Origin of the sequence: Wolbachia endosymbiont (group B) of Aricia artaxerxes, from assembly GCF_964026975.1 — a bacterium.
Taxonomy (GTDB): domain Bacteria; phylum Pseudomonadota; class Alphaproteobacteria; order Rickettsiales; family Anaplasmataceae; genus Wolbachia.
Window position 1 is genome coordinate 91,082 of record NZ_OZ034718.1, and the last position, 16,401, is coordinate 107,482.

At 34.8% G+C, this 16,401-nt stretch carries 18 protein-coding genes; 9 read left to right on the forward strand and 9 right to left on the reverse strand.

Features of this window, described 5'->3' with window-relative positions; translation table 11 throughout:
* Position 1: 1 nt before the first annotated feature.
* The 3 genes from murA to acpP all read right to left on the reverse strand — a co-directional run bounded on the left by murA (position 2) and on the right by acpP (position 3,046).
* Entirely contained in the window at positions 2-1,279 is a 1,278-nt protein-coding gene (gene murA / locus AAGE00_RS00385; RefSeq protein ID WP_213863812.1) for a UDP-N-acetylglucosamine 1-carboxyvinyltransferase, read from the reverse strand.
* A 228-nt stretch (positions 1,280-1,507) separates the two neighbouring features.
* The gene (gene fabF / locus AAGE00_RS00390; RefSeq protein WP_213863811.1) at positions 1,508-2,779 is read right to left on the reverse strand and encodes a beta-ketoacyl-ACP synthase II; all 1,272 of its coding nucleotides are present in this window, start codon (positions 2,777-2,779) and stop codon (positions 1,508-1,510) included.
* A 6-nt stretch (positions 2,780-2,785) separates the two neighbouring features.
* Positions 2,786-3,046 (reverse strand): acyl carrier protein, encoded by a 261-nt coding sequence (acpP, locus tag AAGE00_RS00395; RefSeq protein WP_064085853.1) that lies wholly within the window; start codon positions 3,044-3,046, stop codon positions 2,786-2,788.
* 127 nt (positions 3,047-3,173) lie between these two features.
* On the opposite strand from acpP, the gene AAGE00_RS00400 reads away from it, so the two are divergent.
* Both AAGE00_RS00400 and AAGE00_RS00405 read left to right on the forward strand, forming a co-directional pair.
* Positions 3,174-3,956, forward strand: coding sequence for a polyprenyl synthetase family protein (locus AAGE00_RS00400; protein WP_213863810.1), 783 nt, complete (start codon positions 3,174-3,176; stop codon positions 3,954-3,956).
* Positions 3,949-4,821: an FKBP-type peptidyl-prolyl cis-trans isomerase gene (locus AAGE00_RS00405; RefSeq protein ID WP_213863809.1), complete on the forward strand. Its 873-nt coding sequence runs from the start codon at positions 3,949-3,951 to the stop codon at positions 4,819-4,821. Before AAGE00_RS00400 ends, AAGE00_RS00405 begins: the two co-directional genes overlap by 8 nt.
* 70 nt (positions 4,822-4,891) lie before the next feature.
* Here AAGE00_RS00405 and hslU read toward each other — a convergent pair whose 3' ends face one another.
* Positions 4,892-6,343 carry an ATP-dependent protease ATPase subunit HslU gene (gene hslU / locus AAGE00_RS00410; RefSeq protein WP_010406444.1) on the reverse strand — a complete coding sequence of 484 codons (1,452 nt, stop codon included), beginning with the start codon at positions 6,341-6,343 and terminating at the stop codon, positions 4,892-4,894.
* 1 nt (position 6,344) lies between these two features.
* The gene (gene hslV / locus AAGE00_RS00415; RefSeq protein ID WP_010406442.1) at positions 6,345-6,899 is read right to left on the reverse strand and encodes an ATP-dependent protease subunit HslV; all 555 of its coding nucleotides are present in this window, start codon (positions 6,897-6,899) and stop codon (positions 6,345-6,347) included.
* 82 nt (positions 6,900-6,981) lie between these two features.
* On the opposite strand from hslV, the gene gshA reads away from it, so the two are divergent.
* Positions 6,982-8,136 (forward strand): glutamate--cysteine ligase, encoded by a 1,155-nt coding sequence (gshA, locus tag AAGE00_RS00420; protein ID WP_010406439.1) that lies wholly within the window; start codon positions 6,982-6,984, stop codon positions 8,134-8,136.
* Here gshA and AAGE00_RS00425 read toward each other — a convergent pair.
* The 3 genes from AAGE00_RS00425 to AAGE00_RS00435 all read right to left on the reverse strand — a co-directional run bounded on the left by AAGE00_RS00425 (position 8,133) and on the right by AAGE00_RS00435 (position 10,706).
* A complete protein-coding gene (locus tag AAGE00_RS00425; protein ID WP_341815270.1) occupies positions 8,133-8,933 on the reverse strand; it encodes a hypothetical protein in 801 nt (266 codons plus the stop codon). The two genes, gshA and AAGE00_RS00425, sit on opposite strands and share 4 nt — an antisense overlap.
* Positions 8,934-8,994: 61 nt before the next feature.
* Positions 8,995-9,948 (reverse strand): ferrochelatase, encoded by a 954-nt coding sequence (gene hemH / locus AAGE00_RS00430; protein ID WP_007302167.1) that lies wholly within the window; start codon positions 9,946-9,948, stop codon positions 8,995-8,997.
* The gene (locus AAGE00_RS00435) at positions 9,945-10,706 is read right to left on the reverse strand and encodes a hypothetical protein (protein WP_019236748.1); all 762 of its coding nucleotides are present in this window, start codon (positions 10,704-10,706) and stop codon (positions 9,945-9,947) included. The genes hemH and AAGE00_RS00435 overlap by 4 nt, the downstream gene beginning before the upstream one ends.
* Positions 10,707-10,811: 105 nt before the next feature.
* Here AAGE00_RS00435 and ndk point away from each other — a divergent pair, with 105 nt between their 5' ends.
* The 6 genes from ndk (at position 10,812) to folD (ending at position 15,584) form a co-directional block, all read left to right on the forward strand.
* On the forward strand, positions 10,812-11,231 hold the full coding sequence (gene ndk, locus AAGE00_RS00440; protein WP_007302165.1) for a nucleoside-diphosphate kinase: 420 nt from the start codon (positions 10,812-10,814) through the stop codon (positions 11,229-11,231).
* A 122-nt stretch (positions 11,232-11,353) separates the two neighbouring features.
* Positions 11,354-12,532 carry an aspartate aminotransferase family protein gene (locus AAGE00_RS00445; protein WP_007302164.1) on the forward strand — a complete coding sequence of 393 codons (1,179 nt, stop codon included), beginning with the start codon at positions 11,354-11,356 and terminating at the stop codon, positions 12,530-12,532.
* Positions 12,533-12,600: 68 nt separating this feature from the next.
* Positions 12,601-13,878 carry an HlyC/CorC family transporter gene (locus AAGE00_RS00450; protein ID WP_341815271.1) on the forward strand — a complete coding sequence of 426 codons (1,278 nt, stop codon included), beginning with the start codon at positions 12,601-12,603 and terminating at the stop codon, positions 13,876-13,878.
* 9 nt (positions 13,879-13,887) lie between these two features.
* Complete coding sequence (locus AAGE00_RS00455) at positions 13,888-14,145, forward strand: DUF2312 domain-containing protein (RefSeq protein ID WP_007302162.1); 258 nt, start codon at positions 13,888-13,890, stop codon at positions 14,143-14,145.
* Positions 14,138-14,713, forward strand: a complete 576-nt coding sequence (locus AAGE00_RS00460) for a UbiX family flavin prenyltransferase (RefSeq protein WP_007302161.1) — start codon at positions 14,138-14,140, stop codon at positions 14,711-14,713. Before AAGE00_RS00455 ends, AAGE00_RS00460 begins: the two co-directional genes overlap by 8 nt.
* Positions 14,697-15,584: a bifunctional methylenetetrahydrofolate dehydrogenase/methenyltetrahydrofolate cyclohydrolase FolD gene (gene folD / locus AAGE00_RS00465; RefSeq protein ID WP_213863808.1), complete on the forward strand. Its 888-nt coding sequence runs from the start codon at positions 14,697-14,699 to the stop codon at positions 15,582-15,584. The genes AAGE00_RS00460 and folD overlap by 17 nt, the downstream gene beginning before the upstream one ends.
* Before the next feature lie 114 nt (positions 15,585-15,698).
* On the opposite strand, the gene AAGE00_RS00470 is transcribed toward folD, so the two are convergent.
* Positions 15,699-16,382 (reverse strand): hypothetical protein, encoded by a 684-nt coding sequence (locus tag AAGE00_RS00470; RefSeq protein ID WP_341815375.1) that lies wholly within the window; start codon positions 16,380-16,382, stop codon positions 15,699-15,701.
* Positions 16,383-16,401 lie beyond the last annotated feature (19 nt).

A 16,401-nucleotide genomic window follows, 5' to 3' on the forward strand; every position in this document is an offset into this window, starting at 1 on the left:
CTCAAGATGAAACGAAAATATCAGCCCCGCATGAATTGAGTTTTTCGTGCATTGCCTCATATCCTCTCCATAAATGATGTGAGTTATTTATTGTAGTTTCTCCTTTAGCTACCAAAGAAGCGAGAATTAAAGCTGCTGTTGATCTTAAGTCATTAGCATATAGATTAGCTCCAGATAAGCTCTTTATTCCACTTATAGTAGCTTTATTTTTTTCGATGCTGATATTAGCACCTAATTTTCTTAGCTCATTTGCATGTGCAAATCTACTTTCAAAAACGTTCTCTTCAATGATTGATATTCCACCTGCAATTGACATAGCAGACATTAGTTGTGGTTGCATATCACTGGGAAAGTTGGGATATGGATTTGTTGCAACGTGAGCAGATTTAATAGAGCCATTTTTTCTGGAAATAATAATACCATCGTCATGTAACTCAACTCTGGCTCCTATAGTCTTCAATTCATTTGCAATACATTCTATATCAGACAAACTTACTCCTTCTAACTTTAGCTCGCCGTCGGTAATGACAGCAGCCAAAGCATAAGTACCGGCCTCTATGCGATCTGGTATTATTTTATGCTCACACCCATTTAATGCTTCAACACCTTCTATTGTGATTTTTGTATTATTAACTTCAATATTGGCACCCATAATCTTCAGAAACTCTATTAAATCAAGAACTTCCGGCTCGATTGCAGCATTGTTTATTATTGTTACTCCCTCTGCAAGTGTTGCTGCCATTATTATATTTTCTGTTGCACCAACACTTACTTTTTCAAATGTTATTTCTTTGCCTTGCAATTTCCCCTTTGTTGTTGCAGTTATATTACAGCTATCAATTTCAATTTTAGCTCCCATTGCTTCAAGTGCCTTAATATGAATGTCAACAGGACGTTTTCCAATATTACATCCACCAGGAAATACTGTTGAAACTCTACCAAATCTGCTGAGCATTGGACCTAGCATTAAAAAAGATGCTCGCAGTCTGCTTGCAATTTCATGTGATATTAAATAGTTATTGATATTGCTACAGTCAATTTCCAAAGTGTGATTTGCTTTATAGTCTTTATTGCATATAAAATTTACTTCTGCACCAAGACTCTTAAGCAGCTCAGACATCAAATGCACGTCAATTAAATCAGGTACGTTATGCAAAGTTATTGAAGAATTACTAAACAAGTTTGCCGCCATTATTGGCAAGACGGCATTCTTTGAACCATTAATCTTGATTTTTCCAATCAAGGGCTTATGGTTACTTCTTACTAATATTTTATGCATTTAATCAAGCGATAGAACTTATCAAGTAAGTATAATAGGTTAGCGGTAAAAGGCAAAATTTTGCTTTTTCTTCTTCTGTCATTCGAGTAGCTGACACTAGGATCCATTTCTTCATCATCATCAAAATGTTATATTTCAACATTACTTTTATGCTGACCAATTTAACTGGATTCTAGTTTCAGCTACTCGAATAACATTTTCGTAGTCGATTCAAAATAGCATAATTAACTACACCTTTCCAAAGATGAGAGACGCGTTGGTACCACCAAAACCAAATGAATTAGAAAGCGCATATTGAATTTTATGCTCTTGAGCTTTAAGTGGTACAAAATTTAAATCACACCCTTCTGAAGGTTTGTGTAGATTTAAAGTTGGTGGAACAATTCCATTGTTTAATGCAAGGATACTAAATATTGCTTCAACACTTCCTGCGGCACCAAGTAAATGTCCTATAGAAGATTTAGTCGAGGAAACAGGTATTTTATAGGCATAGTCACCGAATAACTGCTTCATTGCTATTACTTCAACTTTATCCCCAAGTGTTGTTGAAGTCCCATGTGCATTGATATACCCAATTTGACTTGGGCTTACTTGTGCACTCCTTAAAGCAAGTTCCATTGCCTTAAGTGCGCCTCTTCCTTCTGGATGTGGTGCTGTGATGTGGTGCGCATCTCCTGTGAGTCCATATCCAGTGAGTTCCGCATATATTTTTGCTTTTCTTTTTTTTGCATGTTCATACTCTTCCAGCACTAATATACCTGCTCCTTCGCCCATGACAAATCCATCACGTTCTTCATCCCATGGCCTTGAGGCCTCTTCAGGCTTATCATTGAATTTAGTTGATAGCGCCTTCATCGATGCAAAACCTGCAATTCCAACTCTGCATAACGCGCTTTCTGCTCCGCCTGCAATCATAATGTCAGCTTCACCGAGTTTTATAGCTCTTGCTGAGTTTATAATCGCATGCGCACCTGTTGCACATGCAGTTACCGCTGAGTCATTTGGACCTATAAATTCGTATTTAATAGAAATATGACCAGATATCAAATTTATTAGACTTGCAGGAACAAAAAATGGGCTAACACGTCTAGGCCCCTTCTCCTGCATGGTAATTACATTTTCCTGAATTGACGGAAGACCACCTATACCAGAACCAATAGCTACACCTATTCGCTCTTTATTAATATTTTTATTTTCCAAAATTAGTGAATCTTCTACTGCCTGAACAGCTGCTGCAATTCCGTAGTGAATAAAACGATCTGTTCTTTTTAGGTCTTTTTCAAAAATATAATCTGGTGGATTAAAATAATGCTCAATGTTATCGGATTGCATAGGCACCTGCCCTGCAACCTGACAAGCAAGATCAGAAGAGTCGAACCTATCTGTATTGATTGCTTTGATGCCAGATTTACCTTCTTTCAGCTTTGACCAGGTGTTATTAACATCTGCTGCTAGTGGAGTAATTAAGCCAACACCGGTAACTACTACTCTTCTGCTCATTCAACATCAATTGTTTGCTTTGTTTACTACATATTCAACTATCTGTTCCATAGTTTCCATTTTTTGCGCATCTTCATCAGGAATCTCTATACCAAATTCTTCTTCAGCTGCCATGATTATTTCAACTGCATCTAAACTATCTGTGCCATGGTCTGAAAGCTTTGAAGAACTACTAAATCCCTCTACATCCTTACTGATGTGCTCTAGTATAATCTTCTTTACTTTTTCTTCTATATCTTCCCTAGTGCTTTTTGCCAATTCGCTCATTTCTTACTAAAAAATAACCTATTCTCTGATGTTATAAGAAATTTTGATGTTTGCAATAGCTTTTATGATTATATAAACTATTAAAAACTTCCTATCTCTTAGCACTCGATAGTTAATAAATTTAAAAATGCTAGACGAAACAACAAAAAATTTGCTTGTTGTAGAAGTGAATAAGCTCTTACCTGAAAATAGCGAGAATAAACTTATATCAGCTATGCGTTATGTGCTTCTTGCTCCTGCAAAACATATACGTTCTTTTTTAGTTATAGCATCTTCGTCGATATTCAACATAAAGGTTGAAAAAGCAATAACAGCAGCAGCAGCAATTGAATTTATTCATGCTTACTCCCTAATTCACGATGATCTGCCATGTATGGATAACAGTGACACCCGCAGAGGCCAGCCAAGCTGCCACAAAAAATTTGGTGAAGCAACAGCAGTACTGGCCGGAGATGCATTACTTACCCTGGCTTTTGAGGTATTATCTTTGTTAAATTGTGAGATCATAAAAGTGCTCTCTCAAGCAATAGGAATGAAGGGAATGGTGGGAGGGCAGATTTTAGATATAGGTGCAGATTTTGACAAAATAAAAGAAATTCATTTGATGAAAACTGCAAAACTATTTGCAGCTTCATGTGAAATAGGGGCTATAATAGGAGGCGCTACAGACAAGGAGCGGGAAGCATTATATAACTATGGAATAAATCTAGGGCTTATTTTTCAATCCAAGGATGATATCGAAGACTATGAGCAAGATAAAACAAACAATTTAATGTCCGTGCTTGGCAAAAATGAAATGGAAAACTATATAGATAGTCTCTTTAAACAGGCCTCAGATAATTTAAGTACGCTTTCAGGGAATACTAATGACTTATATGATTTATTGAATCAAGTAAAAAAAGATGGTTAAAAAAATTATATTACAAATATTTATCTTTCTAGTAATGGTTCTCACTTTAGCTTCTGCTTTTATAATTACGATTGTTTATATAAACAAAGATAAACCAGAGAAAAGGGAAAAGCTTTACGAAATAAATGCTACACATGGTGGTTTGACACAGATGATAGCAAGTTATTTGGTCAGGCCGATACTTGAATCAGCTCTTGATCGTTATATTGAAAAGCATGGGTTAGCAGAATATTTAGAAGAAATAACACAGCAAAAAGAAGAAGAGATGATAAACTTTTATGAAATTACTGAAGGCAGTGGCAGTAAAGTTTTCTGTGGCCAAGAAGTTCTGCTACAAATGTACAAAGTCTCCAACAACCTAGCAACGCTACTTCCGACTGATGTCAATTTGAAAATAGGTCAGGATTACTTAAAAGAAGTGAGTTTAGGGGTAATAGGTATGAAAGAAGGTGGAGAGCGTGTAGTTACTATTGCCGCTGATGACAACAAAATGAGTTTTAACTCTTATTACATCAAACTGATTGAAGTAAAAGATAAATATCCTGATTCAGTAAATAACCTAATGATTTTTAATGACTTAATTAACAAAACTGGAAAACGAGTAAAATGTGGCGATGAGATATCAGTTCAATATAGCATAAAGAGACATAATGGTGAGTATATAATCAAAGATCAAATAGTGCAGTTTAAGGTTGGTGACAAAAAAATACCACTTGCTATAGAACTTGGAGTTGTGGGAATGAGAGCTGGTAATAAAAGAACAGTTCTTTCTTCACCTGATCTTTTAACTGATGTGTTAACAAAAGGCATAGATTGTGATATTGCAATAATTGATTTAAGCTTGAATTCTACTATTGGAAAATAGCTTGAAGAATTACGAAGTAAGAAAAAATAAAACCTCTTGAATGCTCTATATTACTTAAAGTAGGCTTCCTCTAAAGTATAAATTTAGATAAATCAAGCTGCTTTGAAATTGACTCTAGTTTATCTCTTACATATTTGCTATCTATAACAAATTTTTCACTATTTTTTTCAGAAGCGATAAAACTTATTTCATCCAAAAGCTTCTCCATGACAGTATGAAGTCTTCTTGCACCTATATTTTCCACTTCTCTATTAACTGTAAATGCTATTTCAGCTATAGTCTCTATACCATCATCAGTAAACTCAAGTGTTACATTTTCCGTTTTCATTAACGCTATATACTGTTTTAACAAACTAGATTCTGGTTCCTTTAATATTTTTATTAGATCCTCTTGAGTAAGCGCCTTAAGTTCCACTCTAATTGGCAATCTACCCTGTAATTCTGGTAAAAGATCAGATGGCTTAGATAAATGAAAAGCACCAGATGCAATAAATAATATATAGTCTGTTTTTACGGGGCCATACTTAGTTGAAACAGTTGTTCCCTCAAGTAATGGTAACAGATCGCGCTGCACTCCTTCTCTGTTGACTTCACCTTTTATTTCTGTACGTGCTGCAATTTTATCTATTTCATCTAAAAACACTATGCCTTCATTGCTAACAAGATCAATCGCTTCTTTGATTATCTTGTCTTCATCCATTAACCTTTCGCTTTCTTCATTAATCAATATTTCACGTGCTTCTTTCACTTTAACTGTAATAGTTTTTGTTTTTTTGCTCCCATTAAACATCTTGCCCACGATTTCTGTTACGTTCATCACACCAATTTGCCCACCTGGCATGCCAGGTATATCAAAAGTGGGTAACATACCCTTGCTCTCCCTGACGTTAATAGAAACTTCTCCATCTTCAAATTCCTTATTTCTCAGTCTTTCTCTGAAAACTTTTTTGCTTTCCTCGGTTGCATCTTCACCAACCATGGAGTTGACTATTATCTTTTCAGCCAAACCTAAAGCTTTTTTAGTTAAGGCTTTACGTGCTTTTTCCTTAACTAAAACTATTGCTGCGTCAACTAAATCACGTATTATCGAGTCAACATCACGTCCAACATATCCTATTTCAGTAAATTTCGTTGCTTCAACTTTTATAAAAGGTGCACCAGCAAGCTTTGCTAAACGGCGAGCTATTTCAGTTTTACCAACTCCCGTATGGCCTATCATGAGTATATTCTTAGGTATAATCTCTTCACGTAGTGGAAGTGGGACTTTATTTCGACGCCAACGATTTCTGAGTGCAATAGCAACAGCGCGCTTTGCATCATTCTGCCCGATTATAAATCTGTCTAATTCTTTAACTATCTTCTGTGGTGGTAGATCATCTAATAAAGCTTGTGAGCTTTGAATGCTGCTACTTCCTGTACCTTCATTTTCATAGAGGCTATTTTTCTCATTATAGTCATCATTATTATCAAATTGACCCACTACAGATTGACTAGAAAAATTGGCACACAAAGTTCTTGACATATTACTCCTCTATTTTTTCGATAATTAGATTATGGTTTGTATAAACACATATATCAGCAGCTATCTTCATAGCCTTTTTTGCAATCTCCTCTATTGATATTCCTTCAACGTCAATCAAAGCTTTTGCTGCAGATAAAGCAAAATTTCCTCCAGAGCCAATGGCTGCAATGCCATCTTCAGGTTCAAGAACATCACCCGTTCCTGTAATGACCAATGAAATGGACTTGTCTGCCACGATCATCATAGCTTCTAATTTTCTTAGATATTTATCCATTCTCCAGTCTTTTGCAAGTTCAACACATGCCCTCATTAACTGTCCTGGGTGCTTATCAAGTTTAGATTCTAGCCTTTCGAAGAGAGTAAATGCATCAGCTGTTGCTCCAGCAAAACCGGCAATTACGGAATCACCAGAAAGACGCCTAACTTTTTTTGCTCCAGATTTTATAACGGTATGGCCTAGCGAGACTTGCCCATCACCTATTACTACTACATTTTTGTCTCTTCTAATTGACAGTATAGTAGTACCATACATTTTACTGCTGTCATGATGAATCATTTTTTTGTTATTTTAATTCGTTATATTATATTAAGATTATAACTTATAATATAGTACTTTTCTTATAACATTTAAAGTGTAGATGCAAAACATAATTCATCCAAATCTGGAAAAAGATATAAATAATTGGTTCAAAACAAAATTTAATGGTTTTACATTACCATTTTATAGCTCCATAGATCTTAGGAATTCAGGCTACAAAATTGCTCCAGTAGACGCCAATTTATTTCCTGCAGGGTTTAATAACCTAAGTGAAGTATCAAAAGCGATAGCAGCAAAATTGATAAAAAGCTACTTCGAAACAAAACAATATAAAAAGGCCCTTATAATACCGGAGAATTACACACGAAATAAAATGTATATAGAAAATGTATTTGCTATAGAAAAGGTACTGCAACTCGCAGGTTTTGAAACTAGAATTGGCCTCTTTCATAATGAAACGTACAATTTAATAGAACAGTATGAAACTGTTGTGAAAGAAAACTCTTTGCTGAAGACAACTTCAGGATTTGTGCCTGATATTATTATACTGAACCGTGATATGACGAGCCACATTCCAGACACGCTAGAAAACGTAAAACAAGAGATAGTGCCAAGTCCATTATATGGCTGGCACAGTAGGCAGAAATTTCAATATTTTGAAATCTATCAAAAATTAGTGTCCGAATTTTGTGGCGAATTTAAAATGGACCCATGGCTTATTTCTGTGCTTACAGAAAGCTGTAATGGAGTTGACTTTAATGATGATTCATCACTAGGAGCAGTAGCGACTAAAGTTGACCAAATATTATCTCTAGTGCAAAAAAAATATGAGGAATATGAAATAAAAACACAACCTTACGTTTTTATCAAAGCAAGCAATGGCACATATGGAATGGGCATTATAACAGCAACAAGTGGAAAGGAAATATTAAATCTCAATAAAAAAAAGCGTCATAAAATGAAAAAGATAAAAGAAGGAATAGCAATCAATAGTGTTATTATACAAGAAGGTGTACCAACTATTGACATATTTAAAAGTAGTTCTGCAGAACCGCTAATATACTATATAGGAGATACTCCAACATGTTACTTATACCGATGTAATAGCAGGAAAGATGTATATTCTAGCTTGAATTCCACTGACTGTGAATTTTATGACATCAGCCAAGAAAATAAAACTTTGCCACTTTGGAATATTGTTAGCAAATTAGCAGTGCTAGCATTGGCAGTAGAAATTAAGTCTTTTCATCTCTAATAATTAATTTCTACAATGCTGCCATTATGCTGAATATGGTGAGCGTCATCAAGTCCAGTAGAAGGATCAGTACCATTATTAGGTTGATTGACAAACTTATCGATGTTTGATACTAGATATGATATACTTAGTATCAAACTAACCGTAACAGTTAAGTTGAAATTATAGATTATGCCACCACCCAAGTCTATTGGTATGGTTGGAAGTTCCATTCTTTTTAATATGAAGCTTAACAAGCCCAATGACAAAGTGAATGTGCTAAAAATAACTTCTTTGCCATATTTAGCAGACTTTTCAGAATCCTTATTATCTAGATACTTCTTCCATGTATAATAACAGTTTATACATTCTGAAAATAGAAATAGAACTGCTGATGTTAAGCTAATATAACTTATTACATCCTTGTTGTTTCTAGCTAAGAAATGAATGATTTTTGTCTGCATCAATATTCCTATGACACAGTTTGCCAAGAAGGCTAAGCTACCCACAACCTGTATTGGTTTTTCAGGTTCATTTCCCCCTTTACCATTCTGAAGTTTTTTAGATTTATATCCAGCTAAATTGAGACCAAAATGAAGAGCAAATATTATTGATGTTGGTAGTTTTATGAACTTAGAAATATCTAATACAGTGCAAATATTGGATCTGTTGTTATCAATAAACTCGCAACAGAATTGCAATGAAATTTTACACAATATGCCTGTTAAACCTACTGCAATACAATACATCTTTCTAATATCATGATTGTGAGCATCATGTATATTTTCTATAAATGTATTTGGCTTACCTTTTGGCATAAGTAGATAATAAAATAATAACTTTTTAATATTATACTATAAAAATCTAAAAAGAAAAGTGCTATAAATCAGTACTTTGAGAGTGATCTAAACATAAATCGGCCAAGCACTTGATAAATAAGAGATCAGTACTGAGAGTTGGTACGCGAAAGTAATATCCGTCTTTGATAATTGCTTTATACTCTATATCAAGTTCAACCAGTGTTTCAGAATGCTCAGAAACAAAAGATATAGGTGATAAAACTACAGGTATATTATCGTCTTTTGCGCGTGATAGCTCACTTTCAGTGCTAGGCTCCAACCATTTTACAGGGCCAACCTTACTCTGATAACATATTCCCCAATCAAGATCTTCAATATTCAATTTTTTTACTATTAATTTTACTGTTTTTTCTATCTGTGAAGCGTAAGGGTCGCCTTTTTTAATGATACTAAGAGGTAAGCTATGAGCCGAGAATAGGACTCTTGGCTTACCGATTTTGCTAGCTAATTTATAATATTTAGACGTCAGATTAACATGAGCTTCAATAAAGTCTTCATTGTCATAATAATGGTGAATTGTTTTTGTGTTACATTCCAGTTTGGCATTTTTTTGCCAATTCTCGATGGATGATAGAGTTGTGGTGGTTGAATATTGCGGATATAGTGGTAACAGAATGATTTCGTCAGGGTCGAATTGCTTTACGCTTTTAACAACTTCATCAGCAAATGGATGCCAATAACGCATGCAGATGAATATCTTATATACATGGTTTCCATTTTCATTTAATTTTAGTTCTAAAGCATCAGCTTGTGCTTTCGTATTCTCCAAGATTGGCGATTTACCTCCAATGTGCTCGTATATTTCTTGTGCAGTACTTTCTCGCCTTTTGGAGATAAACTTTGCTAAAAGGAAGCGAAAAGGATTTGGTAGATTTATTATTCTTTTATCGTAAAAAAGATTAAATAAGAAAGGACGGACCGCACTTAGTGAATCAGGTCCGCCTAGGTTAAATAAGATTACTGCCTTCTTCACTGACAGCACCTTTCTTCAGGTTTGCCTATAAAATCAGCTACACACTCATCAAGTTTAGTTACAGGCACTAAATTTCTCACACTAGCATACAATAGATGGCCAGATCTCTTCACGTTACTCTGTGTAGATACAAAGTTTCTATCAAAAACCACATCAACACAAAAACTTGGCACTGCTTCAAAAAGTTCAACAGCAGCCAAAGATATCATTATGCAGCTTTGTAGAGCCTTCAGAAAAATCGTAAGGGGAAAAAGTAAAACCCTAACAAAGAGAGAGGGAGGACTTTCATTCATTAGTTGTCCTGGATTAGGAGAATTATACTCAATATGCTGTCTGTTTTTATCAAAGATAGGAAATTTTATAATGTCTTTCTTAAATTCCTGCTCTATTTGTTCCTCGGTATAATTTTCATTATTAGTCATTTTTTTCAATAACTTTTCACGCAAGTGAAAGGTTCTTACAACAAAACATGTTGCAACCATCAGTGCAGCACATATAAGTGCGCACTCGATAAGGCTTATGTTGCCTACCATAGCTGGTAATACAAAGCAAAAAAACAGCGGTATGGCAATCATTTCACCAAATGGAACAACGTTCCTTTTCATCCCAAAAGCGGCACCTTCTTTTAATTTTGTATTATTGTGTAAGCTATACTCTAAATAACTTAAAAATGCCAAATTAAAGGTTAAAAAACCTTTTGTTCCGCAGAAAATTGATGATTTAAGATTATTCACTAGTTTCTTACGACAGTAAACCATAAACTACCCCTTGATGTTTTATTCTTGACTATAAATAAAAAATCTCTTTGATGGAACAAAAATTCACAATAAAGTAAATATACGATCTTAATATAAGGGAATGATATGGCAATTGAGAGAACACTTTCGATATTAAAACCTGATGCAGTAAAAAATAATATTACAGGCAGTATAAATTCTTACATTGAAAAATCTGGACTAAAAATTATAGCACAGAGAAAGATGCTGCTGACAAAAAAACAAGCAGAGCTGTTTTATGAAATTCATAAGGATAGGCCTTTTTTTGGAGAGTTGGTGGAATTTATGACTTCTGGGTCTGTGATAGTTCAAGTTTTAATCGGTGAAAATGCAGTCAGTAAATACAGACAAATCATGGGTGCTACAGATCCAAAACAGGCAGATAAAGGTACAATTAGGGGTGATTTTGCTAATGATATTAGTGAAAATAGAGTGCATGGTTCTGATAGTCTAGAGAATGCTCATAGAGAAATAGCTTTCTTTTTTGCTGAATGTGAATTGGTGTAGTTTTACCTTTTTACATATTAAATTTCTGAATTTTATGTTGAACTGTATAATACTAGCCCAATTTTTAGTTTAAGCAATATTAAGGGAAAGCTTTTTCATGCACAGTATAGATAATATTTAAAATGGATCATGTTGTTAACGCTTATAATAGATCTGAAGCTTCTATAGTTAGAGGAGAAGGAGTATATCTCTTCGATAAGGATGGTAAAAAATATTTAGACTTTGCTGCAGGAATTTCTACAACCTCTCTAGGGCATTGTCATCCATACATTACAGATAAACTGAAGGAGCAACTGGATTCATTATGGCACTGCTCTAATATTTTTACTATTCCTCAGCAGGAAAGGCTTGCTCAGCGTTTAACAGAACTTACCTTTGCCGATAAAGTTTTTTTCTGCTCAAGTGGACTTGAAGCAACAGAAGCTGCAATTAAATTTATTCGCCGCTATTTCTACTTAAATGGACAAGAAAAGCGCAGTCACATCATTACAATTGAAGGAGGTTTTCATGGCCGCAGTATTGCTGCAATTTCAGCTGGGGGAAATGAAAAATCACGCGAAGGTTTTGCTCCACTCCTTTCTGGTTTTGATAAAGTTCCAAGAAATAACATTGAAGCATTAGAAAAGAAAATCAATAGCGAAACAGCTGCCATATTTTTAGAGCCCATACAAAGTGAAGGCGGAGTACATCCATTGGACGTAGAGTATCTTAAAAAAGTAAGAGAGATAACAAAAGCTCAAGGAATAATTTTATGCTTTGATGAAGTGCAATGCGGATATGGACGGATTGGCTCTCTATTTTACTATCAAAATATAGGAGTTGAACCTGATATGCTCACTTGTGCGAAGGCTATGGGTAATGGATTTCCTCTGGCTGCATGTTTAGTAAAAGATTATATAGCAGAAGCAATCACTCCAGGAACTCATGGGTCAACTTATGGAGGTAATCCACTTGCCATGACTGTTGGTAATGCAGTACTCGATGTAATGCTAAAGGAAGGCTTTTTTGACCATGTTAAGAAGGTCAGTAAATATCTAAAAGAAAAGTTGTTGCCTTTGACTGAAGAATTTCCGAAGATCATTTCAGAAGTTCGTGGGGAGGGTTTATTGATAGGGATAGAGCTTAGAGTACCTTTGGCTGATAAAATTGTTAAACAATCTCTTGACAAAGGCTTAATAATGACTAATATTTTAAATAATAAGGTAATAAGAATAACTCCTCCACTTGTTGTTGAGAGTATGCATGTGAATGCAGTGTGTGATATATTTCATGATTTATTTTTTTATATTAAAGATATATAGACTTGCAAATGCTTCTTACAACATATAAAATCAACTCTGTTTCTATATCGCAATAACATCATACTTTAATGGGTTGGTTATTGATTTCAGTATTGTCAGCAATTTTCTTCTTGTTGATCTTATCGTTTTTGTTTTCAGGAGCAGAAATAGGGTTAACCTCAATTAGCCGCTCCCGAGTTAATAAACTAAAGCTAGATGGCAATAAAAGAGCTAAGATAATAGACCGCTTGTTGAATACAAAAGAATTAACAATAGGAACAATATTACTGTGCAATACAATTATTAACATTACTTGTTCCGCTTTATTTACAGCAATATTTATACATTTCTTTGAAAGTGAAGGCATCTTTCTTTCAACATTCATGATGACGTTTTGTATTTTGCTATTTTGTGAAGTTTTACCAAAAACTTACGCCATGCAAAATCCTGAAAAATTTACATTGCTTTCTTCTTATTTTATGCTGTTTTTTGTCAAGATTCTTTCTCCATTGACATTAGGCATTCAGTTTATTGTCAATCTCATTCTGAAGTTATGTGGGCTTCATAAGAATAGGGAGGTAATATCTGCAGCAGATGCAATGCGTAACATGATTACTCTTCATCGCAGTGAAGGAACTATGTTACAACAGGATTTAGATATGCTAAGTAGTATACTTGATTTGGCTGAGACAGAAATATCACAGATTATGACTCACAGGAGAAGCTTATTTTCTCTTGATATAGATCGAAACAAAGAGGATTTAATAAGAGAGATTTTAACCAGTAGCCATAGCAGAGTACCTTTATGGCAAAAAGAACCAGATAATATTGTTGGAGTGGTTCACGTGAAAAATCTAATAAATGCCTTGCGTGAAAAGGATAATAAAATAGAGATTGCCAAAGTTATGTCAAAGCCTTGGTTTATACCAGAAAGTACGCCACTCAGTGTACAACTTCACAACTTCCGTAAAAACAGGAAACACCTTGCATTTGTTATTGATGAGTATGGAGCACTACAGGGAATCGTAACTCTTGAGGATATACTGGAAGAAATAGTTGGAGAAATTTCAGATGAACATGATTTGATCACAGAGAATTTTATAAAAAAGATATCCGATAATATGTATCACATAGAAGGAAAATCTACTATTAGGGATATTAATAGACAGTTACATTGGGATCTTCCTGATGAAGAAGCTACAACTCTAGCAGGTATGATTGTAAACGAGATAGAGCGCATTCCTGAAGAAAATGAAGAGTTTTCCATGTACGGTTTTTACTTTAAGATTTTAAAAAAAGATAAAAATATTATTACTATGATTGAAGTACAAGTAAAAACTGATAATACTGTAGTAGCAATTAATTAGTTGGGTTCTATGGAAGATACATTAAAAATAACGGCTGAAGATTTGAAGAACTATATAGAGAGAATAGAAAAACTTGAACAAGAAAAGAGGGATGTGCAAGATCACATTCGTGATGTATATGCAAAAGCTGCAGATGAAGGTTGGGATATAAAAGTGATGAAACAGATTATTAGGCTAAGAAAGATGGATGATGATGACAGGGAGGAACAGGAAATATTACTTGATACCTACAAACGTGCATTGGGAATGAATTACGAAGGTGAATAGTAGGATTGTAATTGGAATAAGTGGAGCATCTGGTTCTATTTACGGTGTACGGATTCTAGAGGCACTAAAAAATACCAATCATGAAACTCATTTAGTGATCAGCAGTGCTGGAAAAATAACTATAGCTCATGAGATTAAAGAAAAACTTGAAGATATTATGTCGCTTGCAGATTTTTACTATTCTGAAGAAAAAATAGGAGAAAAAATAGCAAGCGGCTCATTTAAAACCTCAGGTATGGTTATTGCTCCATGTTCTATGAAAACAATGTCTGAAATAGCATCGGGGGTGACTTCCAATCTATTAACAAGGGCTGCAGATGTAACTCTAAAAGAAAGAAGAAAATTAGTTCTTATGGTGCGAGAATCTCCACTACATCTTGGACATCTACGAAATATCTTAAAACTAACGGAGATGGGAGCAATTATTGCTCCGCCGATGCCTGCTTTTTATATTAAACCAAAATCTTTGGATGATATTGTAAATCATTCTGTTGGTAAAGTATTGAATTTATTTGATATCGCATTACCTGACTTCGAGGAGTGGCAAGGAAATGTCAATTATTATTAACGGTAAAAAAACAGCAAATGATCTCTGTGAGGAGCTATCAAAAAAAATTGATATTTTAAAGAAAGAGTATAATGTTTTTCCTTGTCTTAAAGTAATTCTCGTGGGTAGCAATCCAGCAAGTCAGGTCTACGTTCGTAATAAACAAAGAAAAGCAGAATCAATAGGCATAAGTTCTGAAACTATTGTTTTGCCTGATAGTATCTCAGAAGATGAATTGATTGAAAAAGTTAATACATTAAATGAAGATTCATCTGTGCATGGAATTTTAGTTCAGTTACCTTTACCAAAGCACATCAGTGCAAGCAGAATAATTAATACAGTAAGTGTTGAAAAAGATGTAGATGGCTTTCATGATGAGAATGTTGGCAGGTTAGTTAAAGGTGAAAAAAATTGTCTGATACCTTGTACTCCCAAAGGTTCTTTGCATTTAATTAAGTCAGTTGAAAATAATCTGTCCGGTAAAAATGCGGTAATCATTGGCAGATCAAATATTGTGGGTAAGCCAATGTTTCACCTATTGTTGCAAGAAAATTGCACTGTTACCATCTTGCATTCACAAAGTAGGGATTTAGCTGATTATTGCTCTAAGGCGGATATAGTAGTTGCAGCAGTTGGAAAGCCAAATTTTGTTCAACCAGATTGGATAAAAAAAGGTGCAATAGTGATTGATGTTGGCATAAATAGCATTAACATAGGAAATCAAAGTAAGCTTGTGGGTGATGTTGACTTTGAGGGAGTAAAAGAAAAAGTCAAAGCTATTACTCCAGTGCCTGGTGGAGTTGGCCCGATGACAATAGCATTTCTTATGATAAACACTGTAGTTGCTGTTTGCTTACACCGGGAAGTTGATCCTTCTGATTTCATTAGTTGAGGGCATGAGAAGAATAGATATCCGTCTCTAGATAATAACATCTAATTTTGTCCAAACAGCAAATCAGTTTGCAGGATCACCTTATCCACTACAGAAAATATGCAATTTAGAGCATTAAAAATTATAACGTATGCCTACTTCTAGCATCGCGTCCGGTATTTGTAATGGTGGTTTAAAACTACTTAGTTGCCCACCCATGGTCATACCAGCTGTACCAATTATCTGCGGAGTAATTTCATAATCAACACCTAACTTTACTTTATAGGAAATAGAACTCAGTATTTTATCTACTAAAGATGAATCAGCAGCTTTATCAGCTCCATCATCTTTGTTAGGTTCATCAGCAAATTGTGGAACTTTTTTTGGTGCTTGCTCTCCATCTCCAGCTTCATCTCCAGCTCCATCTCCATCTCCATCTCCATCTCCATTGTCATCAGCTGTATTACTAATACCAAAGCCGAAAGGTACTACTTGGAGATACCCACCTAAACCTACACTGGCATATAGCCTAACGGGATCAATATTAAGGTCAGGATAGAAGCGGTAATTTACCAATAAACTAGCTCCTATGCTCTTTAATGACTTAACATTACTGAGAACCTCAAGTTCAAATTCAGAGTTTTCGTCATGATGGTAACCAAGAACAACGCCAGGTTTCATTTTAAAGCCACCACCCCAACCAGCACCAAAGTTTAAACCTGCATAATATTTATCTTTCAACTCACCTATAGGATCTCCTGCACCTGCTAGAGATGAAGTGAGCAAAACAGCTAAAACACACAATCCTTTTATTTTCATATAACTACCCATACAAAAA

What these genes read in the sequence shown, in the direction of transcription:
- acpP (WP_064085853.1), bottom strand. Translation starts at nt 3,046, where the DNA reads ATGAGCGAATTGGCAAAAAGCACTAGGGAAGATATAGAAGAAAAAGTA.
- AAGE00_RS00455 (WP_007302162.1), top strand. Translation starts at nt 13,888, where the DNA reads ATGGAAGATACATTAAAAATAACGGCTGAAGATTTGAAGAACTATATA.
- AAGE00_RS00400 (WP_213863810.1), top strand. Translation starts at nt 3,174, where the DNA reads ATGCTAGACGAAACAACAAAAAATTTGCTTGTTGTAGAAGTGAATAAG.
- AAGE00_RS00435 (WP_019236748.1), bottom strand. Translation starts at nt 10,706, where the DNA reads ATGGTTTACTGTCGTAAGAAACTAGTGAATAATCTTAAATCATCAATT.
- gshA (WP_010406439.1), top strand. Translation starts at nt 6,982, where the DNA reads ATGCAAAACATAATTCATCCAAATCTGGAAAAAGATATAAATAATTGG.
- AAGE00_RS00450 (WP_341815271.1), top strand. Translation starts at nt 12,601, where the DNA reads ATGGGTTGGTTATTGATTTCAGTATTGTCAGCAATTTTCTTCTTGTTG.
- AAGE00_RS00470 (WP_341815375.1), bottom strand. Translation starts at nt 16,382, where the DNA reads ATGAAAATAAAAGGATTGTGTGTTTTAGCTGTTTTGCTCACTTCATCT.
- murA (WP_213863812.1), bottom strand. Translation starts at nt 1,279, where the DNA reads ATGCATAAAATATTAGTAAGAAGTAACCATAAGCCCTTGATTGGAAAA.
- AAGE00_RS00425 (WP_341815270.1), bottom strand. Translation starts at nt 8,933, where the DNA reads ATGCCAAAAGGTAAGCCAAATACATTTATAGAAAATATACATGATGCT.
- AAGE00_RS00445 (WP_007302164.1), top strand. Translation starts at nt 11,354, where the DNA reads ATGGATCATGTTGTTAACGCTTATAATAGATCTGAAGCTTCTATAGTT.
- fabF (WP_213863811.1), bottom strand. Translation starts at nt 2,779, where the DNA reads ATGAGCAGAAGAGTAGTAGTTACCGGTGTTGGCTTAATTACTCCACTA.
- hslV (WP_010406442.1), bottom strand. Translation starts at nt 6,899, where the DNA reads ATGATTCATCATGACAGCAGTAAAATGTATGGTACTACTATACTGTCA.
- AAGE00_RS00405 (WP_213863809.1), top strand. Translation starts at nt 3,949, where the DNA reads ATGGTTAAAAAAATTATATTACAAATATTTATCTTTCTAGTAATGGTT.
- hslU (WP_010406444.1), bottom strand. Translation starts at nt 6,343, where the DNA reads ATGTCAAGAACTTTGTGTGCCAATTTTTCTAGTCAATCTGTAGTGGGT.
- ndk (WP_007302165.1), top strand. Translation starts at nt 10,812, where the DNA reads ATGGCAATTGAGAGAACACTTTCGATATTAAAACCTGATGCAGTAAAA.
- folD (WP_213863808.1), top strand. Translation starts at nt 14,697, where the DNA reads ATGTCAATTATTATTAACGGTAAAAAAACAGCAAATGATCTCTGTGAG.